This window comes from Phaeobacter sp. JH20_26 (assembly GCF_048056275.1).
Taxonomy (GTDB): domain Bacteria; phylum Pseudomonadota; class Alphaproteobacteria; order Rhodobacterales; family Rhodobacteraceae; genus Phaeobacter; species Phaeobacter bryozoorum.
The window spans coordinates 142,112-159,364 of sequence record NZ_JAYMWL010000025.1 but is presented as its reverse complement, the minus strand read 5'-3'; the positions used below and the strand labels follow the sequence as shown (position 1 = coordinate 159,364).

General features: G+C 62.5%; 17 protein-coding genes. 7 read left to right on the top strand and 10 right to left on the bottom strand.

Annotated features, from left to right (window positions below; translation table 11 throughout):
- From VWY60_RS18790 to VWY60_RS18780, 3 genes are all read left to right on the top strand, one after another.
- On the top strand, window positions 1-780 hold the full coding sequence (locus VWY60_RS18790) for a phosphoadenylyl-sulfate reductase (protein WP_340545964.1): 780 nt from the start codon (window positions 1-3) through the stop codon (window positions 778-780).
- A 3-nt stretch (window positions 781-783) separates the two neighbouring features.
- Complete coding sequence (locus VWY60_RS18785; protein ID WP_340545965.1) at window positions 784-1,182, top strand: DUF934 domain-containing protein; 399 nt, start codon at window positions 784-786, stop codon at window positions 1,180-1,182.
- A gap of 149 nt (window positions 1,183-1,331) precedes the next feature.
- Entirely contained in the window at window positions 1,332-2,210 is an 879-nt protein-coding gene (locus VWY60_RS18780) for a ferredoxin--NADP reductase (RefSeq protein ID WP_340545966.1), read from the top strand.
- 81 nt (window positions 2,211-2,291) lie between these two features.
- Here VWY60_RS18780 and VWY60_RS18775 read toward each other — a convergent pair whose 3' ends face one another.
- Window positions 2,292-3,017 (bottom strand): hypothetical protein, encoded by a 726-nt coding sequence (locus VWY60_RS18775; RefSeq protein WP_416541420.1) that lies wholly within the window; start codon window positions 3,015-3,017, stop codon window positions 2,292-2,294.
- A 311-nt stretch (window positions 3,018-3,328) separates the two neighbouring features.
- Between VWY60_RS18775 and infC the strand changes: the two genes are divergently transcribed.
- Both infC and VWY60_RS18765 read left to right on the top strand, forming a co-directional pair.
- Window positions 3,329-3,877, top strand: a complete 549-nt coding sequence (gene infC, locus VWY60_RS18770; protein ID WP_374015615.1) for a translation initiation factor IF-3 — start codon at window positions 3,329-3,331, stop codon at window positions 3,875-3,877.
- 220 nt (window positions 3,878-4,097) lie between these two features.
- Complete coding sequence (locus VWY60_RS18765; protein ID WP_416541419.1) at window positions 4,098-4,739, top strand: methyl-accepting chemotaxis protein; 642 nt, start codon at window positions 4,098-4,100, stop codon at window positions 4,737-4,739.
- Window positions 4,740-4,840: 101 nt separating this feature from the next.
- Here the strand turns inward: VWY60_RS18765 and VWY60_RS18760 are convergent, their stop codons facing one another.
- From VWY60_RS18760 to phaC, 8 genes are all read right to left on the bottom strand, one after another.
- Window positions 4,841-5,629, bottom strand: a complete 789-nt coding sequence (locus VWY60_RS18760) for an FAD binding domain-containing protein (RefSeq protein ID WP_416541418.1) — start codon at window positions 5,627-5,629, stop codon at window positions 4,841-4,843.
- Window positions 5,630-5,715: 86 nt separating this feature from the next.
- Entirely contained in the window at window positions 5,716-8,079 is a 2,364-nt protein-coding gene (locus VWY60_RS18755) for a xanthine dehydrogenase family protein molybdopterin-binding subunit (protein WP_340545971.1), read from the bottom strand.
- Between the two features lie 94 nt (window positions 8,080-8,173).
- Window positions 8,174-8,659, bottom strand: a complete 486-nt coding sequence (locus VWY60_RS18750; RefSeq protein ID WP_260102333.1) for a (2Fe-2S)-binding protein — start codon at window positions 8,657-8,659, stop codon at window positions 8,174-8,176.
- 119 nt (window positions 8,660-8,778) lie between these two features.
- Window positions 8,779-9,783: a molybdopterin-binding protein gene (locus VWY60_RS18745; RefSeq protein WP_416541417.1), complete on the bottom strand. Its 1,005-nt coding sequence runs from the start codon at window positions 9,781-9,783 to the stop codon at window positions 8,779-8,781.
- Window positions 9,780-10,796: an XdhC family protein gene (locus tag VWY60_RS18740; protein ID WP_416546264.1), complete on the bottom strand. Its 1,017-nt coding sequence runs from the start codon at window positions 10,794-10,796 to the stop codon at window positions 9,780-9,782. The genes VWY60_RS18745 and VWY60_RS18740 overlap by 4 nt, the downstream gene beginning before the upstream one ends.
- Before the next feature lie 177 nt (window positions 10,797-10,973).
- A complete protein-coding gene (gene phaR, locus VWY60_RS18735) occupies window positions 10,974-11,534 on the bottom strand; it encodes a polyhydroxyalkanoate synthesis repressor PhaR (RefSeq protein ID WP_416541415.1) in 561 nt (186 codons plus the stop codon).
- A gap of 246 nt (window positions 11,535-11,780) precedes the next feature.
- Window positions 11,781-12,224, bottom strand: coding sequence for a phasin, PhaP (locus tag VWY60_RS18730; protein ID WP_340545976.1), 444 nt, complete (start codon window positions 12,222-12,224; stop codon window positions 11,781-11,783).
- 132 nt (window positions 12,225-12,356) lie between these two features.
- Window positions 12,357-14,186 carry a class I poly(R)-hydroxyalkanoic acid synthase gene (gene phaC, locus VWY60_RS18725; RefSeq protein ID WP_416535188.1) on the bottom strand — a complete coding sequence of 610 codons (1,830 nt, stop codon included), beginning with the start codon at window positions 14,184-14,186 and terminating at the stop codon, window positions 12,357-12,359.
- A gap of 145 nt (window positions 14,187-14,331) precedes the next feature.
- Here phaC and phaZ point away from each other — a divergent pair, with 145 nt between their 5' ends.
- The gene (gene phaZ, locus VWY60_RS18720) at window positions 14,332-15,606 is read left to right on the top strand and encodes a polyhydroxyalkanoate depolymerase (RefSeq protein ID WP_340545978.1); all 1,275 of its coding nucleotides are present in this window, start codon (window positions 14,332-14,334) and stop codon (window positions 15,604-15,606) included.
- 82 nt (window positions 15,607-15,688) lie between these two features.
- The gene (locus tag VWY60_RS18715) at window positions 15,689-16,264 is read left to right on the top strand and encodes a DUF6151 family protein (protein ID WP_416535190.1); all 576 of its coding nucleotides are present in this window, start codon (window positions 15,689-15,691) and stop codon (window positions 16,262-16,264) included.
- A gap of 53 nt (window positions 16,265-16,317) precedes the next feature.
- On the opposite strand, the gene VWY60_RS18710 is transcribed toward VWY60_RS18715, so the two are convergent.
- Complete coding sequence (locus tag VWY60_RS18710; RefSeq protein WP_416535207.1) at window positions 16,318-17,226, bottom strand: alpha/beta fold hydrolase; 909 nt, start codon at window positions 17,224-17,226, stop codon at window positions 16,318-16,320.
- Window positions 17,227-17,253 lie beyond the last annotated feature (27 nt).

The following is a 17,253-nucleotide window of genomic DNA, read 5'->3' as shown; positions in this document are numbered from 1 at the left end:
ATGGTCAATGCAGCGGCACTACCGACTGACACACACCAAGGCCCCAGCAGTGCGCATCAACTGGCACTGGCAACAAAGGTGGATGCGCTCAATGCGCGCTTTCGCCACCATTCTGCCACCGCGGTGATGGAAGGCGCGCTGAAGGATGCGGGCCATATCGCGCTGGTCTCCAGCTTTGGCGCGGAATCGGTCGTGCTGCTGCATATGGCGGCGGTGATCGACCCGATGACGCCGGTGGTCTTTGTCGATACCGAATTGTTGTTCACCGAAACGCTGGTCTACCAGCAGGAGGTGAGCGAGCGGCTGGGCCTGCGCAATGTGCAGGTGATCCGCGCCGCTGATATCGCCGAAAAAGACCCCTATGGCGCGCTGCGGTTCTCGGATACCGACGCCTGCTGCGCCCTGCGCAAGACGGCACCGCTGCAAAAGGCGCTGGCGGGGTTTGACGGCTGGATCACCGGGCGCAAGCGGTTCCAGGCAGGCACCCGTGCGGCGCTGGAGTTCTTCGAGGTGGAAGAGGCCGCCACCGGCCCCACCGGTCGGCTGAAGATCAACCCCCTCGCCCATTGGGCGCCGCAGGATGTGCGCGCCTATATGGATGAAAACAGATTGCCCCGTCACCCGCTGGTGGCCAAGGGCTACCCCTCAATCGGCTGCGCCCCCTGCACCTCGCCCGTCAAGGAAGGCGAAGATCCGCGGGCCGGGCGCTGGCGCAACCAAGACAAGGAAGAATGCGGCATCCACGTGGTGGATGGCAAATTCATTCGCACAGGAGCCTGATAGATGAGCGTGATTGTGACCGATACGGGCTTTGGCCCCGACAGCTGGACAGCGGGCTTTGACAGCGACACCGCCATTGAGATGCAGCCTGATGCCGACCCTTCGGCGCTGTCCAACCAGCTGCCGGGGCTGGAGATGATCCGTATTCATTTCCCCAGCTTTGCCGATGGCCGGGGCTTTACCCTCGCCCGGCGCCTGCGGCTGGCCGGCTACACCGGCCGTCTGCGCGCCTATGGCCATGTGCTGGCCGATCAATATGCGATGGCGCGGCGCTCCGGGTTTGACGAGGTGGAGATCAGCGACGATCTGGCCACCCGCCAGCCCGAGGACCAGTGGCTCGACCGTGCCAACTGGCAGGCGCATGACTATCAGGCCCGCCTGCGCGGCACCGCCGCGCGCTGAGCCACCCCCCTTCCGCTTCATGGGACGACCCGCTGTCGGCCCGGCTCCCTTGCGCCCTGCGCGGAGCCGGTTTCGCAAAACAGGGGGTTTTCCTGACCTGTATCAAAGACTAATCAGAGGTGCCGGCTACTCCTCCGGCAGAGCAACCGATGAACGAGATGACCCCCGTGACTGAAGCTGTGACCGACATTGCCAACGATCCGAAACCGGCCAAAGCCGTACCGGCCCTGCCCGACGCCCAGACCGTGACCGAGGTCAAGCACTGGACGGATCGGCTGTTTTCCTTCCGGGTGACCCGGCCTGCCTCCCTGCGATTCCGCTCGGGCGAGTTTGTGATGATTGGTCTGATGAACGATCCCGACCCCAAGACCGGTAAGGTGAAACCGCTGCTGCGCGCCTATTCCATCGCCTCGCCCAGCTGGGACGAGGAAATGGAATTCTACTCGATCAAGGTGCAGGACGGCCCGCTGACCTCGCGTTTGCAGCACATCAAGGTGGGCGATGAGATTATCCTGCGCCCCAAACCCGTCGGCACGCTGGTGCATGACGCGCTGGTCCCCGGCAAACGCATCTGGTTCTTTGCCACCGGCACCGGTTTTGCGCCCTTTGCCAGCCTGCTGCGCGAACCGGAAACCTATGAGAAATTCGATGAGGTGATCATCACCCACACCTGCCGCGAAGTCGGGGAGCTGACCTATGGCGCCGAGCTGATCGAAAGCCTGAAGACCGATGAGCTGCTCAATGAGGTGATTGGCGAAGGCTTCTGGAAGAAGATCAAATACTACCCGACCACCACCCGCGAGGAGAGCCCCAAGATGGGCCGGATCACCGATCTGATGCGCTCGGGCGAGGCCTTTGCCGATCTTGGCGTGCCGCCGCTGAACCCCGAAAGCGACCGCGCGATGATCTGTGGCAACCTGGCGTTCAACCTCGAACTGAAGGACCTGTTTGAAAACACCTATGGTCTGGAAGAAGGCGCCAATTCCAAGCCTGCGCATTTCGTGGTGGAAAAAGCCTTCCTCGACTGATCCGCAGCGACGGCACTGATGTAAAAAAGGCCCCCGCCAGAGTTTGGCGGGGGCCTTTGTCGTCTGGCACATCTGCCCGCGTTACTGCGGCAGCGCGTCCTTGATGCGTTTCAGCGTCGCTTCCAGCAGGGCCGGATTGTCACGCGCCTGACCCAGGGTGGTGACCAGCAGCGCCTTCTGTGTCGCCTCCATCGAGGAGTCCTCGATCATCGCGATCACCTTGTCATAGTCAAAGCCCGCAGGCGTCAGCAGCGCGTCTCTGGCGGCTTCGCCGTTCTCTTCAGCCGCGGCCGTTGCATCGGAGGCGGCATCCGCCACGCTATCGCCTGCCGCCTCGGCGGTTTCGGCGGCGTCATTGGCAACATCCTCTGCCGCCTGGCCTGCCGCCGCTGCCGTATCGGCAACTGCATCACCTGCCGCCGCTGCCTCGTCACCCGCCGCATCCACAGCAGCCGCAGTGCTGTCCTGCAACTGATTGGCAGTGTCGGTGACACCTTCGGCAATCTCGTTCACGGTTTCCTCGGTCGCCTCGGCAACCGCTGCGGCCGCATCGCTCACGGCCTTTGCCGCCGCATCGACGGAGCTGTCGACAGCGCCTTCGACCTCTTCGGCGGCGGTGGCCACATCATTCTCGATTTCGGCAGCGACCTCTGCGGCAGTCTCACCGGCAGGTTCTGCCTCCGGTGTCACCACAACGGTTTCAGTCGCAGGCGCGCCGGTTTCGGGATCGGTCCCCATGGAGGAGACGTAGAAATATCCGCCCAATGCGACGGCTCCCACACCCAGGCCAATGACGATCGGTTTCATGATGGATCTCCTTATCTCTCCATATGCCCCGCAGCATGGCAAGGCTTATGGCTTAGCACTTGGGGCTAGGCGCCTGAAACTACAAGGGGAATAAATGGCAGGCGCCGCCATCGGCCAAACACCGCCAGTCTGGCCCACCCCGGCCTGCCGACATCAGCGCAAGGCAGAATTAACCCGTTGATGACGCTGTTCTGTGCAAACAAACCTTGAAAACAGCGGTATGCGCAGTCATACCCGCAATTGACTTGAATCGCAGGCCCGGGACCGTTACTTTCCGGGCACTTTTCCGAAGTGACAGAAGGATAGACGTCATAGCCCGCAGACCCCATAATGCGCCGCCGCAACGCGACACCGGCCCGCGCATCAACGAAAAAATCCGTGCTCCTGAGATTCGCCTGATCGGCGCTGAGGGGGAAAACGTTGGCGTGGTCCACCCCGCCAAGGCGATGCAGATGGCAGAAGAGGCCGGTCTCGATCTGGTCGAGATTTCGCCCAATGCCACCCCGCCCGTGTGCAAGATCATGGATTACGGCAAGTTCAAATATGAACAGCAGAAGCGGGAAAGCGAAGCACGCAAGAAGCAGAAGATCATCGAAGTCAAAGAGGTGAAGTTCCGTCCCAATACGGACACCCACGACTACGAAGTGAAGATGCGCAACGTGTACAAGTTCCTGGAAAACGGCGACAAGGTAAAGATCACCCTGCGCTTCCGTGGCCGCGAGATGGCCCACCAGAACCTGGGCCGCGACCTGCTGCTGCGTGTTGCAGAAGACATCAAGGAACTGGGCAAGGTCGAAAACATGCCCAAGATGGAAGGCCGTCAGATGATCATGATGATCGGCCCCCTGCCGCAGAAATAACCGCGATCACACGCGCGACCGTTCGAACCCCGCCCCAATCGGAGCGGGGTTTTTTCGTCGTCGCGGCAATGGCTTGCACCATTGGCGCCGATGATATTTTTTCGCGCCACACGGCTTAGATGTATTTTATGGTCACGTTTTATTTACGCCCGCAGCTTACCTGATAGAGGACGTTCGGTCGCCGCCGACAATAAAATCACCGCCAAATATGGAGCCTCCCTTGAAGCCTCTCAGCGACGTCCAAAACAGTGCCTTCATGGCCATCGCGCCCTGCCGCGCCGCCTCTCTCGCGCTGGTGGTGCTGGCCAATGAAGACACCCAGCACGCGCCCGACACGATGAAAGACCTGCTGGACCAGTCGGTGAGCCGGATCAGAGCCGCCTATCAGATGCTGACCCAGGGCCTGGACAAGCTGCTGGCCGAAAGCGAATACGAACTGCCCGAGGATCTCTGCCTGCAACGGAAGAAATCCATCGACGCGCTGACCCCTTTTGCCGAGGTGCTGAACGCGAAATCGGATGCCGAGGTGCTGAAGCGGGTACGCGACATGCCCTCCCTCACGGCGCAGGCGCTGTACAAGGTCGAACCGGAGGTCTCCGCCTTTCTGATCGACATGACCAAAGACATGTTCGACGCGCAGAAAGCCCGCGACAGCGCCCGGGATGACGGGATGCGCGAAGCCATCGAAAACGCCGAAACCGTCGGCCGTCATATTCAGCTGATTGCCTTCAACGCCTCGATCGAGGCCGCGCGCATCGGCGATCAGGGCAAGGGCTTTGCCGTCATCGCCTCGGAAATCCGCAACCTCTCCGGGCGCACCCAGACGCTGCTCGACACGATGTCCGGCTACCTGCGCGCCTGATAATCATCGCCGCCGGCAGTCAGTACCGGCCCAGATAGCAACCAGATAGCAAACGGCCCCGGCAGATCGCCGGGGCCGTCTTGCCGTTTCGCGCTGATGGCTCAGGCCGCAGCCGCCAACGCCCGTTTGGTGATCACGCCGACCAGATGCGCGCGATAGGCCTTGCTGCCGTGCAGATCGCCGATCATACCCTCTGCATCCACGCTCAGCCCCTCTATCGCAGCGGGCGCGAAATTCGCCGACAGCGCCGCCTCAGCCGCGCTCCAGCGGAACACGCCCTCCTCCGAGGCGCCGGTGACCGCCACCCGCACACCGTCAGAAAACCGCGCCACAAACACCCCCACAAGGGCAAAGCGCGAGGCAGGCTGGACGAATTTCTCGTAATGCGCCGCCTGCGGCACCGGCATGCGGATATTGGTGATGATCTCACCTTCCTCCAGCGCGGTGGTGAACAGCCCCTGAAAATAATCATCCGCCGCAATCTCGCGGGTGTTGGTCACGATCGTGGCCCCACTGGCCAGCGCCGCCGCCGGATAACAGGCGGACGGGTCGTTATTGGCCAGCGAGCCACCGATGGTGCCACGGTTGCGCACCGCCGGATCGCCGATATGGCCCGCCAGCGCCGACAGCGCCGGATAGCTCTTGGCGGTTGCCGCCTCGACCTCGGCATGGGTGGTGGCGCCGCCGATGGCGATGGCATCGCCATCCGGGCAGACACCGCGCATCTCGGCAATCCCGCTCAGGCTCACCAATGTGCTGGGCATCGCCAGCCGCTGCTTCAGCGTCGGAATCAGCGTCTGCCCGCCGCCCAGAGCCTGGGCATCCTCCGCACCCAGCGCCTTGACCGCATCCGCGATGGTTGCGGGTTTCTCGAATTCAAATTCATACATCTTCGCTTCCTTCCCAAAGAGCGCATGAGGCCCTTCTTCTGGCTAGAAATATCCCGGGGGTATGGGGGCAGCGCCCCCATGAGCCCTTAGCCGTTCATCGCCGCCCAGACCCGTGCGGGGCTCAGGGGCATGTCGATATGGGTGACATCCTTGCCTGCGGATTGCAGCGCATCCACCACCGCATTGACCACCGAGGGCGGGGTGCCGATGGCGCCGGCCTCGCCGCAGCCCTTCACACCCAACGGATTGTGGGTACAGGGCGTCTGGCAGGAATGATCGACCTTGTAGAACGGCAGATCATCGGCCCGTGGCATGGCGTAATCCATGAAGGAGGCGGACAGCAGCTGCCCGTCGTCATCATAGACACAGGCCTCCAGCAGCGCCTGACCGATGCCCTGACCAATGCCGCCATGCACCTGACCATCGACGATCATCGGATTGACGATATTGCCAAAGTCATCCGCCGCGGCAAAGCTTTCGATGGTGACCTTGCCGGTGTCCGGATCGACCTCCACCTCGCAGGCATAGGCGCCCGAGGGATAGGTGAAATTCGCCGGATCATAGAACGCGGTTTCCTCCAGCCCAGGCTCGATATCCTCCAGCGGGTAGTTATGCGGCACATAGGCCGCAAGGGTCACATCGCCCCAGGCCAGCGACTTATCGGTGCCTGCGACGGTGAACTGGCCGTCCTTCAGTTCGATATCCGCGTCCGAGGCCTCAAGGATATGGGCGGCGATCTTCTTCGCCTTGGCGATGATCTTCTCGGTGGCACGGACCATCGCAGATCCCCCCACCGCCAGCGAGCGCGAGCCATAGGTGCCCATGCCCATCGGTGCCTTGTCGGTATCGCCATGTTCGATCTCGACCATATCCTCGGGGATGCCGATCATCTCCGCGATCACCTGTGGGAAAGACGTCTCATGCCCCTGCCCGTGGCTGTGGCTACCGGTCATGACAACAATGCCGCCGGTGGCATTGACCCGCACGGTCGCGCTCTCATAGAGGCCGGCACGGGCGCCAAGCTGCCCCACAAGGTTGGAGGGCGCGATGCCGCAGGCCTCGATATAGCAGTTCACCCCAAGGCCCCGCAGCTTGCCCTTGGCCTCGCTGGCGGCACGGCGCGCGGCAAAGCCGCTGAGATCGGCGATCTCTTCCAGCTTGTCCATCGTGGCGTGGTAATCGCCGGTGTCATATTCCACCGCAACCGGTGTGGCATAGGGGAATTCGGTGATGAAGTTCTGGCGGCGCAGCGCGATCGGATCAACCCCCAGCTCACGCGCCGCCTTATCAATGACGCGCTCCAGCTGATAGGTCGCCTCTGGCCGACCCGCCCCGCGATAGGCGTCAACGGCAACGGTATTGGTGAACACCGCCTTCACATTCACATAGATCAGCGGCGTCTTATAATTGCCCGCCATCAGCGTGCCATGCAGCCAGGTCGGGACCGAGGGGGCAAAGGTCGACAGATACGCGCCCATATTGGCGTAGGTCTCGGTACGCAGCGCGGTGAAATTGTTGTCGGCGTCCAGCGCCAGTTCGATCTTGGTCACGTGATCGCGGCCATGGGCATCGGACATAAACGCCTCGGACCGGGACGAGGTCCATTTCACCGCCCGGTTCAGAGCCTTGGCAGCAAAGGTGCAGAAGGCCTCTTCCGCGTAGTGGAAGATCTTGGAACCAAAACCCCCGCCCACATCCGGGGCGACCACGCGCAGTTTATGTTCGGGGATGCCCAGCACAAAGGCGCCCATCAGGAGACGGATCACATGCGGGTTCTGCGAGGTGGTATAAAGCGTGCTGTCGCCGGTGGCGCGGTTGAAATCCCCGACCGCCACGCGTGGCTCCATCGGGTTCGCGACCAGACGGTTGTTGACCAGCTCCAGCGTGGTGACATGGGCGGCGTCCTTGATCGCCTGATCCACCGCCTCGCGGTTATCCTCGACAAATCCCCAGTCATAACAGAGGTTTGAGGTCAGATCATCATGCACCTTCGTGGCGCCATCCTTGACCGCTTCTTTCATGTTGATGACGGCGGGCAGCTCTTCGATGTCGACCACAATCGCCTCGGCGGCATCACGCGCCTGTTCCGGGGTCTCGGCCACAACGGCGGCGATGGGATCGCCGACATGGCGCACCTTGCCCTGGGCCAGCACCGGATGGGCCGGTTCCTGCATCACCTCGCCAAAGCGGTCGGTCACCTGCCAGCCGCAGGGCAGCCCGCCGACACCTTCGAAGTCCGCGCCGGTGAAGATGCGTACAACGCCGGGCATGGCGGCTGCATCGGCGGTGTCGACCGAGGTCAGCCGACCATGGGCCACATCCGAGCGCAGGAAATGCACATAGGCCTGGCCGTTGAGATTAATGTCGTCCGTGTAATTGCCGGTTCCGGTCAGGAACCTGATGTCTTCGCGCCGTTTCGGGCTGGCGCCGATGCCGCTATCCTTTGGCATTGTCCAAATTTCCTCCCTGGACGGTCTGCGCAGAGGCAGACCTCTTGGTCATGCTGTGGTTCAGTCGTGGGTCCTTTTGCAGCTGCGGCGGGCGTTATTCAGCCGCCAGCGCAGAGATGTCCTGACCCGAGGCCGCCATGATCGCCTTCACGATATTGTGGTAGCCGGTGCAGCGGCACAGGTTGCCCTCAAGGTAGTCGCGGATTTCCTGTTCGCTGGGTTTTGGATTGTCCTTCAACAGCGCGGCTGCGGACATCACCATGCCCGGCGTGCAGAAGCCGCATTGCAGCCCGTGGTGGTCCTGAAACGCCTGTTGAATGACGTTGAGCGTGCCATCGGGGGCGGCCTGCCCTTCGATGGTGGCGACATCTGCGCCCTCGGCTTCGGCCGCCAGCATGGTACAGGATTTCACCGCCTTGCCATCCACATGCACGACACAGGCGCCGCATTGGCTGGTGTCGCAGCCGACATGGGTGCCGGTCAGCCCCAGATCTTCTCGCAGGAAACTGGACAGCAGCGTGCGCCCTTCGACCTCTCCGCTGGCAGTCCGACCGTTTACGGTCATTGTGACTTTCACCATCAACTCCTCCCTTGGCTCGCAAAAACTCGCTGGCCGAAGTTAAGCACGGGGAGCTTGCCGGCGCGAAGCCCTAATCGCATCGCCACGACTAAAGTCGCAGGTGCAGCCGCAGGTCGGGGTCAGAGATCGCTGCGCCTTGGGCGGGGACGTGTGGGGATTTCTTTCAGCAGGCCGCCGACGCCCATGGCGGCGATATCGGCGCTGCTGACCTCGATGCCGCAGACCAGCCGTTCCAGCACCCAATCCGCCCCATTGAGCGCAGGCGAGCGCGCACAGCCCGGCAGGCCCAGCACCGGCCGCCCGGACAGCTGGCCAAGAAACAGCAGGTTGCCGGGATCCACCGGCATTCCAAAGCGCAGAACCTCTCCACCCGCCCGGCGCAGCGCCGAGGGCGCCACATCCAGGGGATCCGAGGTGGCCGAGGCGGTGAGGATCAGGATCAGATCGCTGTCATCGCCAAGGCCCGCAAGCGCGGCGGCCAACTCCGCCTCGCGGTGCGGCACCACCTGCCGGGGCGCCATCGCCATGTCGAACCGGTCGAGCCGTCCGATCATCGCGGCGCGCCCCTTGTCCGGGGGCGTCTGCGCGCTGGTGCGCGTCTCGATCAGGGTGGCGCGGCGCAGCTGTGGCGGGATCAGGCGGATCGCCCCGGCCACATCGCGGGTGGCGGCCGTCAGCGCCTCATCCGGCACGGCGTAGGAGATGATCTTGGCGGTGGCGACCATGCCGCCGGGATCGGCGCGGTGGAAATCGGGCACCGTGGCCAGCGTGATCATCGGATCGACCGCATTCAGCGCGTTGATCCGTTCGGCATCGACCCGGATCAGACCGGGGCCAAGCGCATGAAGGTTGACCCGCCCTGCCCCGGCACCGGAGATGCGCAGCCCCAATGCGGCAGGATCCGGCAACAGCGCCTCGGCCAGCCGCTCTGCGGCGCGGTCTTCGTGGATATCCCCCGGTTCCAGCTGCGCCACGGTCAGCGCGCGGTGGCCGGCGGCGGCAAGGTCAGCCAGATCCTGCGCTGCCAGTCTGGTGCCCTTGGCAATGCGGTGCTCCGCCCCCTGCAGCGAATGGGCCAGATAGCATCCCGACGCCTCATTGAGGGGCACCTCGCCAAAGATCATGGGCGCCGCCCCCGCAGAACCGCCGTCATCTCGGCGATGATCGACACGGCGATTTCCGCCGGGCCTGCGGCACCGATATCAAGCCCGATGGGACCGTGGATACGGGCGAGCGTCGCCTCGTCAAAACCAGCCTCCTGCATCCGTGCAATCCGTTTGGCATGGGTGCGCGTCGAACCGAGCGCGCCGATGTAGAAACAGTCCGAGCGCAGGGCGGCCTCCAGCGCGGGATCGTCAATTTTCGGATCATGAGTAAGCAGCACCACCGCGCTGCGCCCATCCAGACCAAGCTCCGCGATCGCCTCGTCGGGCCAGTCCTCGATCAGCCGTTCATTGGGGAACCGGGCCGCCGAGGCAAAGGCCGCGCGCGGGTCGAGGATGACCGGATCGTAGCCGGCAATCCGCGCCATCGGCACCAGCGCCTGGGTGATATGCACCGCCCCCACCGCGATCAGGCGCAGGGGCGGGTTGTGAACGGCGACAAAGGTCTTGCCGTCCTCTTCGACGCCGGAGCGGTCCATGCGTTTTCGCTCGGCGTGGGCGTCGGTCTCCAGCCGCCCGGCACCGCTGTCGAGATCAACCACATAGGCCAAGGCGCGGCGGGCCGCGCGGGCAGCGACCAGATCGGCCAGCGTCGCCTCTGACAGGGAGCCGCCCACCGGTTCGACCAGAATGCGGATGGTGCCGCCACAGGCCAGCCCGACCGCAAAGGCATCACCGTCGCTGACGCCGAATTCCAGAAGCTGATGCCGCCCCGAGGCGATCGCCTCCTGCGCGGCCAGGATCACCGCGCCTTCGACGCAGCCCCCCGAAACGGACCCTTCGATCCGGCCATCGCTGGCAACCGCCAGCTGCGCGCCGGCGCGGCGCGGCGCGGATCCCCAGGTTTCGACCACCGTCGCCAGCGCCGCCCCGCCGCCGGTTGCCCGGCCCGCGCGATACCACGCCAGGGCGGTTTCGGGGATGGCATCAAAACGCTCGATACTGGACGCGATGCTGGGCGCGATACTGGACATGGGCATCTGGAACCTCGGGGTTGCGGCGATTGCCGTATGTGGTCCATGGCAGGTGACATTCCGGCCGCAGACGGGACGCGCCGAGTCTAACGCCGCCGCCCCGCAAGCGGGATCAAAAACACGCGCGCAGCCCTGCGACTTTGGTCGCAGGATCAACACCCGTGCCGCTGTCGGATCTTACTTCAGCTTGGAGAGCTTGTCCTGCAACTCGGCCAGCTGCCGCTTGATATCGTCCAGCCCGTCGCCGTCTTCGCCGCTGTCACTGTCGCCGGATGATTTCGCAGCGCCGGGCCAGTTGCCGGAGAACCCGCCGGTCATCGCCTTCAGAAACGCCTGCTGCTGCGCCTTCATCGCCTCGAACCCCGGCATCTGCGCAATCGGGTTCATGGCGTTCATATTCTCGACCATCTTGCTCTGGTTTTCGCGCAGCATCTCAAAGGAGCTTTGCAGGAACTGCGGCATCACCCCGCCACCGGGCACCATGTAGCTGCGCACCAGATCGTTCAGCACATTGACCGGCAGAATGTTCTCACCCCGGCTTTCGTGTTCGGCGATGATCTGCAGGAGATACTGGCGGGTCAGGTCGTCCCCGGTCTTGAGGTCAACGATCTGCACCTCACGCCCCTCGCGGATGAAACCGGCGATATCCTCCAGCGTGACATAGTCGCTGGTCTCCGTATTGTAGAGCCGTCGGCTGGCATATCGTTTGATCAACAAGGGTTTATCCTGAACCGACATGTCATTTCTCCCCAGACATGATGCATTGCAGCAAAGCCTATGCGAGCGCAGAACAAAAGGGAAGCGTTACGCCGGAACGCGCAACAAATGATCCTCGGATCCAATATCAGCGGGCTGGCCATCGCGGGCGGCCCCAGGCGGTCTGTGGCCCAATGAAAAAGGGGCAGGTCCGGTGACCTGCCCCCTTCGGTGCAAAGAGATTTCATTGGGAGGAGTGCAAAACCCCTTTGCAGATGCGCTCAGCGCTTACTTTGCTGCGGCTTTTTTCGCAGCGGAGGTCACGTCGTTGGTGGCCTTCTTCACGGCGGCAGACGCTTCTTCGGACATGTCCTTGCCAGCCGACATCAGCAGCTCAACGGTGTCCATCTGAACTTTTTTCGCAACTTCGGCGAAGGCGGCCATGTTCTCGGCGGCCACTTCAGCGGAGGCGGAGGCGAAATCGGTTGCTGCCTTGGCATAGTCAGCAGGCTCGGCCTGTGCCTTGGAGACGTCGCTCAACTTGGTCAGGGTTTCCTTGGCCCAGCTGTTGGAAATCTCGGCGGATTTCTCGGCAGCCTGCAGGGCAACCTGGGACAGTTTTTCGTTCAGGGCTGCGGTCGATTTGAACGCATCTTCCATCGCGGTTGTGTCAACCGGGAATGCACCCATCATGTCTTTCATCATCGCGGTAAAATCTTGGGTCTTAGCCATTGTACTGGTTCCTCTTGGTTACGCGGCCAGAACGTTCTGCCGCCTTCGCATGACCCCAATATTGTTTCTGCATCGCAGCATTTCAAGGTTTTTCTTGCTGCGATGCAGAATAATTTGCGAATGTCCGGAAAATCAGGGCTTTGCGGACCGCTTTGCCTTTACCCGGACGTAGTCGCCGGGGGCCGGTGTCAGCGGGGGATGCTGCGAATCGCCCGGTTCGCGGGCCTCGACCTGCTTGCCGGAGCGTTTCTTCAGCCAGCTTTCCCAGCGTGGCCACCAGGAGCCTTCGTGAAAGCTCGCCGCCTCTTTCCAGGTCTCGGCGTCACCTTTCATATCGGGATTGGTGTAATGGCCGTATTTGTTGCGGGTCGGCGGGTTGACGATGCCCGCGATATGACCCGACTGCGCCACAACGAAGCTCTTGGAGCGCGAGCCCATCTGCTGAACACCGCGGTAGCAGTCTTTCCAGCGGGCAATATGGTCGGTCTCGCAGGTGATTGCCATCACCGGCACGGTGACGTCGCGCACATGCAGGGTATGGCCCATCAGCTCGAACCCGTCGCGCACGAACTCATTGCGCTGACACAGGCCACGCAGATATTGCATCGCCATCCGCCCCGGCAGGTTCGCGCCGTCACCATTCCAGTACAGAAGGTCAAAGGCCGGCGGCGTCTCCCCCATCATGTAGCTGCGGATCGCAGGCCCGTAGACCAGATCGTTGGAACGCAGGAAGGAGAAGGTCCGCGCCATGATATACGAGCGCAGCAGGCCGTTGTTGGTGATCTCCTCCTCGATGCCGTCGATGAAATCATTTTGCAGGAAGGGCGTGAACTCCCCCTGATCGGAGAAATCCGTCAGCGCGGTAAAGAAGGTCGCCGATTTGATCGAGGTATCGCCGCGCTGTTTCAGCAACGAGAGCGTCAGGCACAGCGTGGTGCCCGCGATACAGTAGCCAACGGCATTGATCTGTTTCACCTTGCAGATCGACTTGGCGGTTTCGATCGCGGTCAGATAGCCCTTCTCGATATAATCCTCCAGACCGAGGTCCGCCTGATCCTCGCCGGGGTTGACCCAGGACACCACAAACAGCGTATAGCCCTGTTCGGTTACCCATTTGATCAGGCTGTTCTGCGCCTTGAGGTCGAGGATGTAGAATTTGTTGATCCACGGCGGAAACAGCACGATGGGGGTTTCATGCACGGTTTCGGTGGTCGGCCGGTACTGGATCAGCTCCATCATCTCGTTGCGAAATACAACCTCACCGGGTGTGGTGGCAATATTGCGACCGATCTCAAAGGCGGTCTCATCCGCCAGCCGCACCACCAGTTCGCCGTCGTTGGCCTCCAGATCGGCAACCAGATTCTCCAGCCCCTTGATCAGTGACTGACCTTCGGTCTCCACCGCTTTTTCCAGCGCATCGGGGTTGGTTGCCAGAAAATTGGTGGGAGCCATCATCTGCACGATCTGATCGGCGAAATAGCCAAGGCGGCGTTTGTCGACATCTTCCAGATCATCGACCTCGGCGACGGCGTTGCGAATTGCCTCGGCATTGGTGAGATATTGTTTCTTGATGTAGTGAAAATAGGGGTTGGACTGCCACATCGGATTGGCAAAGCGGCGGTCATCGGGCGCGCCCTCATCGGCGTCCTCGGGGCTGTCGCCCTCCATGGATTTGGCCAGAAGCGCCTGGGCTTCGGCGAAATTCACCACCGCCTGCCCCCAGTAAGACACCTGTTTTTCCAACAGCTTGGCGGGATTTTTGGCCATTTCGGCCCAATAGGCGGTTGCTGCGCGTGCAAAAAGCTCTTGATTCGGACCGTCCAGAGAAGGGGGGTGAGATTTTTTCTGAGCCAGAACATCCATCAGGCGTTTTGAAAGTTGCTCAACCTGCTCCATATTTTTTTTAATTCGTTCAATATGTTCCGGCGAGACTGCCGGATCCGTACTGTCGCTTGTTGTCATCTTAACAAATCCCCCGTAATCTTTCTGCTATGCAGAATACTGTCCGCCCATCATACGACAAAGCCATGAAACGTCCGATGGGTTGTGACACAACCGCACGTGGATTCAGATCGGATCCAAGCGGCCAACGCAATGGAGATATAACATGCGTTACATGATGTCGTACGATCTGATGGAAACAATGCGTAACACCAATCAGTGGTTGGGGGCCACCGCCCTGTCGATGGCATCGAACCCGGCGCTGGCCGCAATCCCCAATCCTGCCATTGCCTGGATGGCCGCCTGGGGCGAGGTGACGGAGCGTAGTTTTCAGCGCATGGTGACCAAACCGGATTGGGGCATCTATACCCAGACCTGCGCCGATGGCCGCGATCACGTGGTGGAAATCGACACGGTGGTTGAGCGCCCGTTTGGCGATCTGATCCATTTCCGCGTCGCAGGCCGCGCCGAGCAGCCGCGCAAGGTTCTGCTGGTCGCGCCGATGTCGGGCCATTACGCCACCCTGCTGCGCTCCACCGTCAAGAGCCTGATCGAGAATTGCGAAGTCTATGTCACCGACTGGCATAATGCCCGCGATATTCCGGTTTCAGCGGGCAAATTCGACATTGAGGATTACACGCTATATCTGGTTGATTTCATGCGTGAAATGGGCCCCGACACCCATGTAATCGCGGTCTGCCAGCCGGCCCCGCTGACGCTGGCCGCCACCGCCTATCTGGCAGAGCAGGATCCGGGCGCGCAGCCGTCGTCGCTCACCCTGATTGGCGGACCGGTGGATCCCGATGCAACCCCGACGGATGTGACCGATTTTGGCCGCCGGGTCACCATGGGCCAGCTGGAAGAGACGATGATCCAGCGTGTCGGCTTCAAATACAAGGGCGTCGGCCGCAAGGTCTATCCGGGCCTGTTGCAGCTCAGCTCCTTTATGTCGATGAACGGCGAGCGCCATTCCAAGGCTTTCATGGATCAGATCCAGCGGGTCAGCCGGGGGGAAGCATCGGATCATGATGCCCACAACCGGTTCTATGACGAATATCTTGCCGTGATGGACATGACGGCGGAGTTCTACCTGTCGACGGTGGAGCGGGTGTTCAAGGGCGGCGAGATTGCCGGCAACAACTTTGTTGTCGGCGGTCACAAGGTCGATATGGGCAAGATCTCCGATGTGGCGGTCATGACCGTCGAAGGCGCCAATGATGATATCTCGGCCCCCGGACAATGTATCGCGGCGCTGGATCTCTGCACCGGCCTGCCGGAGGTAAAGAAGGCCAGCCATGTGGAGCCGGGTGCAGGACATTATGGCATCTTTGCCGGCCGCAGCTGGCGCGATAATATCCGCCCGCTGGTGATCGAATTCATGAACGCCAATGCCCGCACGCCGAAGAAAGCCGCAGCAAAACGCACCAAGGCGACCGCCTGACCGGCGAGGCTGAGGCCAGACCAAATAAGACGGGCGACCAGCCCTGACCAAAGCCCATTTCAGCCCAAGGACCATTTCAGCAATGGCCGATCCCCTGAGTTTCGCCTGTGACTGCGGCCAGATCCGTGGCGCGCTGTCGCCAGAGGCCCGCAAGGCCGGCACCCGCGTTGTCTGTTTCTGCGCCGATTGCCGCGCCAATGAGCTGTACCACAACCAGCCGGACCCCGCCCCGGGACCGGTTGATCTGTTTCAGGTCAATCCCGATGGGGTAACCTTTCATCAGGGGCAGGATCTGCTGCGGGTGATGCGGCTCAGCCCGAAGGGGCTGCTGCGCTGGTATGCGGGCTGCTGCGGCACCCCGATGGCCAATACGCTGGCCAAACCCACCCTGCCCTTTGCCGGGATGCGGTCGGACCGGTTTGCCGACCCATCCGCGCTTGGCAAGGTGCGCGCCCGCGCTTTTGTTCCGAAGGCAGGCAAACAGCCCCGCACCGAAGGCGCGGCACGGATGGTCATCTCGCTGCTCAGCCGGATGATATCGGCGCGCCTCTCCGGCCGCTGGAAAGAGACGCCATTCTTCGACATCGCCAGCGGTGCGCCGATCAGCGAACCGGAGGTGATCAGCAAGGAGGCGCGCGCGGAACTGCTGCGCAGGTAGCGCCGTGCCGTCTTTGCGGCCGACCGGGCCGCGATCCGCATAAGCTTTGCAGATTAACCGATTGGATCTGATGGCTTTAGTGGGTTGGTGAGTGTCAGGGGCGGCAACGGTTTTGACGGCGATGCCGCCGCAGGTTCCGCCGGTGGCGTCGATATCCGCTGCGGCTGGGTTGTGGCGGCAGCGCTCTGACGGTCTGCGGGCAGATCCGCCGGGCAGCCCAGCTGCCGGTCTTCCTCCGCCAGCCATTCCGCAATCGCCCCGGTCACCTGATCCGGCTGTTCCAGCGTCGGCAGATGTCCGGCCTCCTCCACCACATGAAGCCGCGCATTGGGCATCAGCGCGGCCATGAATTCATGGCGTTTCAGCGGCGTCAGCCGGTCCTGCGCCCCACAGAGGATCAGGGAGGGCCCTTTGAAACGACGCAGTGCCGCCTGCTGATCGGTGCGCCGCTGCAACGCCCGCGCCTGCGCCACGAACAGCTCCGGCCCCAGCGCAAGGGCCTGCTCATAGATCGAGTTCAGAATATCCAGCCGCTGCGGCGACGGGGCCAGGCACTCCACCGGCAGGCAGCTGCGCAGCACATCCGCCAGACGACCGCTGCGGGCCGCGATGATCAGCGGCTCCCATTCGGCGGCCTGGGCAGGCGTGTCGGGCAAGGGGCTGGTGGAGATCAGGCAGAGCCGGCTGACACGCTGCGGCGCGCGGCGCAGGATTTCCATTGCAACAATGCCGCCCATCGACAGCCCGGCCAGTGAAAACCGCGCCGGCAGCCGGGCCAGCAGATGATCGGCGATCAGCTCGATCCGGTCGCCGCCGAGCAGCGGCGCAATCATCGTTGGCACCACCCCGGACAGTGCCCGCAGCTGCGGCAGGAACACCTCGGCATTGCCCATCAGACCGGGCAGCATCACCAGCGGGGCGCCAGCGGCGCGCTCTGCCGGGGCCTGCGAAGGGCGGCTCATGTTCTGCGGTGCGTCGCCTGACCGGTC

Excerpts from the sequence above, each read along its gene's own strand:
- VWY60_RS18790 (WP_340545964.1), top strand. The coding sequence starts at position 1 with ATGGTCAATGCAGCGGCACTACCGACTGACACACACCAAGGCCCCAGC.
- VWY60_RS18785 (WP_340545965.1), top strand. The coding sequence starts at position 784 with ATGAGCGTGATTGTGACCGATACGGGCTTTGGCCCCGACAGCTGGACA.
- VWY60_RS18780 (WP_340545966.1), top strand. The coding sequence starts at position 1,332 with ATGAACGAGATGACCCCCGTGACTGAAGCTGTGACCGACATTGCCAAC.
- VWY60_RS18775 (WP_416541420.1), bottom strand. The coding sequence starts at position 3,017 with ATGAAACCGATCGTCATTGGCCTGGGTGTGGGAGCCGTCGCATTGGGC.
- VWY60_RS18760 (WP_416541418.1), bottom strand. The coding sequence starts at position 5,629 with ATGTATGAATTTGAATTCGAGAAACCCGCAACCATCGCGGATGCGGTC.
- VWY60_RS18755 (WP_340545971.1), bottom strand. The coding sequence starts at position 8,079 with ATGCCAAAGGATAGCGGCATCGGCGCCAGCCCGAAACGGCGCGAAGAC.
- VWY60_RS18750 (WP_260102333.1), bottom strand. The coding sequence starts at position 8,659 with ATGGTGAAAGTCACAATGACCGTAAACGGTCGGACTGCCAGCGGAGAG.
- VWY60_RS18745 (WP_416541417.1), bottom strand. The coding sequence starts at position 9,783 with ATGATCTTTGGCGAGGTGCCCCTCAATGAGGCGTCGGGATGCTATCTG.
- VWY60_RS18740 (WP_416546264.1), bottom strand. The coding sequence starts at position 10,796 with ATGTCCAGTATCGCGCCCAGCATCGCGTCCAGTATCGAGCGTTTTGAT.
- phaR (WP_416541415.1), bottom strand. The coding sequence starts at position 11,534 with ATGTCGGTTCAGGATAAACCCTTGTTGATCAAACGATATGCCAGCCGA.
- VWY60_RS18730 (WP_340545976.1), bottom strand. The coding sequence starts at position 12,224 with ATGGCTAAGACCCAAGATTTTACCGCGATGATGAAAGACATGATGGGT.
- phaC (WP_416535188.1), bottom strand. The coding sequence starts at position 14,186 with ATGACAACAAGCGACAGTACGGATCCGGCAGTCTCGCCGGAACATATT.
- phaZ (WP_340545978.1), top strand. The coding sequence starts at position 14,332 with ATGCGTTACATGATGTCGTACGATCTGATGGAAACAATGCGTAACACC.
- VWY60_RS18715 (WP_416535190.1), top strand. The coding sequence starts at position 15,689 with ATGGCCGATCCCCTGAGTTTCGCCTGTGACTGCGGCCAGATCCGTGGC.
- VWY60_RS18710 (WP_416535207.1), bottom strand. The coding sequence starts at position 17,226 with ATGAGCCGCCCTTCGCAGGCCCCGGCAGAGCGCGCCGCTGGCGCCCCG.